Origin of the sequence: Aeromicrobium sp. (assembly GCF_049586495.1) — a bacterium.
GTDB lineage: Bacteria > Actinomycetota > Actinomycetes > Propionibacteriales > Nocardioidaceae > Aeromicrobium.
The window spans coordinates 1-4,548 of sequence record NZ_JBAVCB010000119.1 but is presented as its reverse complement, the minus strand read 5'-3'; the positions used below and the strand labels follow the sequence as shown (position 1 = coordinate 4,548).

Annotated in this window: 6 protein-coding genes; 4 read left to right on the top strand and 2 right to left on the bottom strand. The window is 66.1% G+C overall.

Annotation, left to right across the window (positions count from 1 at the left end; translation table 11 throughout):
- Positions 1–104: 104 nt before the first annotated feature.
- Positions 105–461 carry a cupin domain-containing protein gene (locus WB508_RS06470; protein ID WP_423844062.1) on the bottom strand — a complete coding sequence of 119 codons (357 nt, stop codon included), beginning with the start codon at positions 459–461 and terminating at the stop codon, positions 105–107.
- Between the two features lie 145 nt (positions 462–606).
- Between WB508_RS06470 and WB508_RS06465 the strand changes: the two genes are divergently transcribed.
- The 3 genes from WB508_RS06465 to WB508_RS06455 all read left to right on the top strand — a co-directional run bounded on the left by WB508_RS06465 (position 607) and on the right by WB508_RS06455 (position 3,017).
- Positions 607–2,181: an HD domain-containing phosphohydrolase gene (locus WB508_RS06465; RefSeq protein WP_423844061.1), complete on the top strand. Its 1,575-nt coding sequence runs from the start codon at positions 607–609 to the stop codon at positions 2,179–2,181.
- Positions 2,182–2,283: 102 nt separating this feature from the next.
- Entirely contained in the window at positions 2,284–2,649 is a 366-nt protein-coding gene (locus WB508_RS06460; protein ID WP_423844060.1) for a DsrE family protein, read from the top strand.
- A 170-nt stretch (positions 2,650–2,819) separates the two neighbouring features.
- Positions 2,820–3,017, top strand: coding sequence for a DUF1059 domain-containing protein (locus WB508_RS06455; RefSeq protein ID WP_423844059.1), 198 nt, complete (start codon positions 2,820–2,822; stop codon positions 3,015–3,017).
- Positions 3,018–3,175: 158 nt separating this feature from the next.
- On the opposite strand, the gene WB508_RS06450 is transcribed toward WB508_RS06455, so the two are convergent.
- Positions 3,176–3,421, bottom strand: coding sequence for a hypothetical protein (locus tag WB508_RS06450; protein WP_423844058.1), 246 nt, complete (start codon positions 3,419–3,421; stop codon positions 3,176–3,178).
- Positions 3,422–3,682: 261 nt separating this feature from the next.
- On the opposite strand from WB508_RS06450, the gene WB508_RS06445 reads away from it, so the two are divergent.
- Positions 3,683–4,543: an SDR family oxidoreductase gene (locus WB508_RS06445; RefSeq protein ID WP_423844057.1), complete on the top strand. Its 861-nt coding sequence runs from the start codon at positions 3,683–3,685 to the stop codon at positions 4,541–4,543.
- Positions 4,544–4,548 lie beyond the last annotated feature (5 nt).

The window sequence follows — 4,548 nt, the reverse complement described above, 5'->3', positions numbered from 1 at the left end:
GCTCTGCGGCGTCACCTGCGCGACGGCGTCGGCCTGGCTCAGCGCGACACCCACCCTCGGGCTGCTTGCACTGAAACTCGAGGACTTGGGGAACACCTGCAGATCTAGTGAGCCGAGTCGGCGTACGCCGCGACGCCGGTGTCCACCAAGATGCACGCTTCGTCGCCGACGGTCCACGCGTCGTGCCCGGGGTCGAGATTCATGACATCGCCGGGGCCGATAGGAATCTCGGTGCCGTCGTCGAATCGCACGATCATCTGGCCGGACAGACACATTCCGGTGTGATGGGTCTGGCACGAGTCCGTGCCCGCAATCGGCTTGACGTCTTCGCTCCAACGCCAGCCAGGTTCGAAGACAGCCCGGCCAAGGGTGAAGTCGCCGAGGGTGACGACGTCCAGGTGGCCGTGATCCTTGAAGGGACGGCGCTCGTGGGGTTTGTCGATGCTCCGTGTTTCGGACATGGGTCGCTCCGTTCTGTGAGGTGAGGTGCGTACTCCGACCGCCGCGCCATGCTTGTGACGGTAGGGATCGAGCAGGGATTGCGCGTCCGGTGTTCTCCCGACAAACGGAGCCCTTGCTGCGGGATGTGCGGCGTAGTCTGTCTCGATGGAAGCGGAACAACGCGACTCCGGGCTCCGGCTCACCGAGTTGCTCGCTGCCTTCTCATTGGCCACAGACCTTGGCCTGGGCCAGCCGATGGAGCATGTGCTTCGATCGTGGGCCATCGCGACTCGACTGGGGGATCACCTCGGTGTCGAGCCGGAGAGCCGAGGGGCCATGTACTACGTCGCCACCCTGGCCTGGGTCGGATGCGTGGCCGACACACCCGAAGTGGCAGCCTGGTTCGGCGATGACATCGCCTTCCGGGGTGACAGCTACCAGGTCGACTTCAGCGGATTGCCGATGCTCGGGTTCATGCTTCGCCACGTGGGTACCGGCAGCCCAGGTCTTCAGCGGTTTCGGCTCGCAGCCAACCTCGTGGGGACCGGTGGGCAGGGCATCAAGCAGGGCTTGATATCGCACTGCCTCACCACAGCACAGATGGCCGAACGTCTTGGCCTCGGCGCAGACGTCCGCGACCCACTGCTCCAGATGTTCACGCGGTGGGACGGTCAGGGGGTTCCCAGCGATGTCAGCGGAGACGCCATCGCGCTCTCGATGCGCTTGTTCCACCTCGCTGACATCGTGGAGGTTTTCCACCGCACCGCAGGGGTCGACGCCGCCATTGCGGTGGCCCGGGAGCGGCGAGGCAAGCAGCTCGACCCCAACCTCGTCGACGCCTTCTGCTCGCAGGCGCACGACATACTGGGCGATGGCTCGGCTGAGGTGGATTGGCGCCTCATCCTTGCGGACGAACCAGCCCTGCAGAGAACGCTCAGCGAACAGGAGCTGGATGCAGCGCTGGAAGCCGTCGCAGACTTCACCGACCTCCGGTCACCCGTGCGGGCCGGTCACTCCCGAGCGGTCGCTGACCTGGCAGCACGGGCGGCGGTCCGCACAGGACTCGGAGCACCAGACGTCGTCACACTTCGTCGGGCCGGTCTGCTGCACGACATCGGGCTGCACGGCATACCGGCGACGATCCTGGACAAGGCCGGCCCACTGTCTGCCGCCGAGTCAGAGCGGATGCGGATGCACACGTACTACACCGAGCGAATGCTCGCCCACCCGCCGGCACTCGCTCGGATCGGGGCGGTCGCGACGATGGCCCAGGAGCGCTGCGACGGATCGGGACATCACCGTGGGCTGCTTGGCCCCGCCATCCCGCTCACGGGGCGGCTGCTCGCCGCGGCCTGTGCCTACTGCACCTTGACCGAGCCTCGTTCGCACCGACCAGCCATGACCGCCAAGCAGGCCATGGCCGAACTTCACGCCGATGTTCGGGCTGGGCGGCTCGATTCCGACGCGGTCGACAACGTGCTGTCAGCAGCCGGGCAGAGCCACGGCAAGCGGCACGGCGGACCGGCTGGGCTCACCCCACGTGAACTACAGGTACTCCAGCTGATCGCGCGGGGTGCTTCCGTGCGTCGAGTCTCACAGCACCTCCAGATCACTGCGAAGACGGCGGAGACCTACGTCGAGCGGATCTACGCCAAGACGGGCGCCTGCTCTCGCGCGACGGTCACCTTGTTCGCGATGAAGAACGGGCTGCTCGGCAGCTTCGACCCGCTCGATTCGTAGGGAGAATCCCGGACGACATCGTGCGCCATGGTGCCTAGCCTCGTCTCGAGGCGTCCACCTGCGACGACTCGATGACAACACCAACAAGCGAGAGGCAGTCTCATGACCGCAAAGGCAGTGATCAGCCTGACGACTGGGCTTGAGGACGCAGAGAAGGTCACGGTGGCTTTCTTGGTTGCCGTCGGCGCTGCCGAGACTGGTCGGTCCACGCTCATGTTCCTCACCAAGGAAGCTGTGCGCCTGGCCCTCGACGGCGTCGCGGTCGGCGTCGCCTGCGAGGGATGCCCGTCCCTGCCGGATCTGATGAAACGGTATGAGGCGGCCGGCGGCCGCTATTTCGTGTGTCCGATCTGCCTGGACGCCAAGAAGCTGGACACAGGGAGTCTGATCTCCGGGGCCGAGGCGCAAGGCACCATCCCCATGTGGGAGTGGATCGGCGACGACGGAGCGACGACGTTCAGCTACTGAGCGTGACTTCTCTTGACAGGTATCAGGTCGCGGCGTACACCTGAAATGGTCGGATGCCACTGCACGCGGTGATGTCTTGTGAACGACGGTGACAAGAGCTTCACCACTCGCATCCGTTCGGAGGGACGTGATCTCCACCGTCCACCCGTAGGCGAAAGAAGATGAGTTCCATGGAAAGAATGATGGTCGACTGTCGCAAGGTTCCGAGCGATTCGAACTGCTCGGTCGCGATTGCCGCTGATTCAGAGGACGAGGTCCTCGCTGCAGCCGTGCAGCATGCCGTTGCTGTCCACGGCCACGAGGACAGCCCAGAGCTCCGAGAAGGCATCCGGGCTGGAGTGGAGCCTGCCGAGGCGGCGATGGCATAGCGCCTGAGATGCGCCCATCGCGGGAATGGATTGCGGCAGGCGGCCTGCGGTTGAGGTGAATCCACACAGGCTTGCGACTGGCGTTGTCTCGCCTGATTGGGTCGAGGCGCAGGATTTCCGAACGAGTCAGGTCTGGATCGGCTGATGTGCTCGAACGGTCAGAGATCAGCTTCGTCGATGTCGTCGCCGGCCTTGCTGCGCGCGATCGTCAGCATCATGGCCGTCACCGCGCCCAGCACGCCGACGACCAAAAATGCGTACAGCCACGGCCGGGACACGATGTCGACCTGCACCAGCGTGAGGCCGACAATTGCGCCGATGACGCCTGCTACGGACAGGGCCATGCCCATCGAGAAGCGTCGGTTGATGACGTGCAGCTCTCGTTTCCTACGTCGTTCGTCCATGTCTGACGCGTACCCAGGGGCCTGACGTGCCAATCATGCGCCCGAACGCTCGGGCTCCGCGTCTGGCTCGTGGAGTGGGTCTGGGGCCAGGCCCGGGTCTTCGTCGAAGCCCGGTTCCGGTGCCGGGTGGGTCGTGGGGTCGGGAGAGCCGGTCGGCTTCTGCATGGCGCGTCCTCTCACGGTCGATCGCCTGACTCGTACCCGCCGACGCGACGGTCATGCATCACGTTTGTCGGAACTGGAGTCGGGTAGTACCCGGTCATGAGCAGCGACCAGAGCTTCCCAGCCCAGCAGCAGGACCCGCCCGGCCGGACCAGCGAGATGAGCCCGGTGCCCGATCATGGCGAAGATTCCTATCGCGGCAGCGGTCGGCTCGCCGCCCGGCGCTGCCTCATCACGGGCGGTGACTCGGGAATTGGCCGCGCAGTGGCCATCGCCTACGCCCGAGAAGGCGCCGACGTGGCGTTCACGCACCTGCCCGAGGAGCGCGAGGACGCCCGGGCGACCCAGGAGCTCGTGGAGGCTGCCGGGCGGACCTGCGTGGTCATCGAGGCCGACCTGCAGGAGCGATCGACGTGCGACGCGGTGGTCGACGACGCGGTCGCGGGCCTGGGCGGGCTCGACGTGCTGGTCAACAACGCCGGCTTCCAGATGGCGCGCGAGGAGGGCATCGAAGAGCTGACCGACGAGCGACTCGACCAAACCCTCAAGACCAACCTCTACGCCCTGTTCTGGATCACCCGAGCAGCGGTGCCGCACCTCGGACCAGGCTCGTCGATCATCAACAACTCCTCGATCCAGGCCTACGACCCCTCGGAGACGCTGCTCGACTACGCCGCGACGAAGGCGGCGATCAACAACGTCACGGTGAACCTCGCCGCCGAGCTAGGCCCTCGTGGCGTGCGGGTCAACGCCGTGGCGCCCGGTCCCATCTGGACGCCCTTGCAGCCCGCCACCCAGCCGACCGAGAAGGTCGAGCACTTCGGCGAGGACACGCCGCTGGGCCGCGCGGGCCCCCCGGCCGAGGTTGCCCCGGCGTTCGTGTTCCTCGCCTCCGAGGGCGATGCCAGCTACGTCTCCGGCACGGTGCTGGGCGTCACGGGTGGCAAGCCGGTGTTCTGAGGCAT

Bases quoted from the DNA above. Each gene is read 5' to 3' on its own strand.
- WB508_RS06455 (WP_423844059.1), top strand. From the start codon at position 2,820: ATGGAAAGAATGATGGTCGACTGTCGCAAGGTTCCGAGCGATTCGAAC.
- WB508_RS06445 (WP_423844057.1), top strand. From the start codon at position 3,683: ATGAGCAGCGACCAGAGCTTCCCAGCCCAGCAGCAGGACCCGCCCGGC.
- WB508_RS06460 (WP_423844060.1), top strand. From the start codon at position 2,284: ATGACCGCAAAGGCAGTGATCAGCCTGACGACTGGGCTTGAGGACGCA.
- WB508_RS06470 (WP_423844062.1), bottom strand. From the start codon at position 461: ATGTCCGAAACACGGAGCATCGACAAACCCCACGAGCGCCGTCCCTTC.
- WB508_RS06450 (WP_423844058.1), bottom strand. From the start codon at position 3,421: ATGGACGAACGACGTAGGAAACGAGAGCTGCACGTCATCAACCGACGC.
- WB508_RS06465 (WP_423844061.1), top strand. From the start codon at position 607: ATGGAAGCGGAACAACGCGACTCCGGGCTCCGGCTCACCGAGTTGCTC.